Consider the following 255-nt stretch of genomic DNA (forward strand, 5'->3'; position numbering starts at 1 on the left):
AGTGGAACAACTGGTTCGGGTTCACGCCGTGCTGGCGCGCGACCATCGAAACCGACTTCCCCGGCTCAAGGCTCTCCCGCACCATCGCCAACTTCTGCTCCGCCGTCCAGCGCCGCCGACGCTCCGGGCCCGTCAACACTTCCATCACTTCCTGTTTGTTGTTAGTCAGAATCTATGGTCGCCCCCATTTTTGCAATGCTGGGTTCAACGATGTTTCGGGCTTGCTCAAATCTATTCGGCGTCTTCGTTGAGGTT

The 255-nt window shown here is 57.6% G+C and carries 1 protein-coding gene; it reads right to left on the minus strand.

Annotation, left to right across the window (positions count from 1 at the left end; genetic code table 11):
* On the minus strand, nt 1-145 hold a 145-nt coding region (locus F3J20_RS31780; RefSeq protein ID WP_167285847.1), incomplete at its 3' end, for a transposase.
* Nucleotides 146-255 lie beyond the last annotated feature (110 nt).

Origin of the sequence: Paraburkholderia sp. Cy-641 (assembly GCF_011752945.1) — a bacterium.
Lineage (GTDB): Bacteria > Pseudomonadota > Gammaproteobacteria > Burkholderiales > Burkholderiaceae > Paraburkholderia.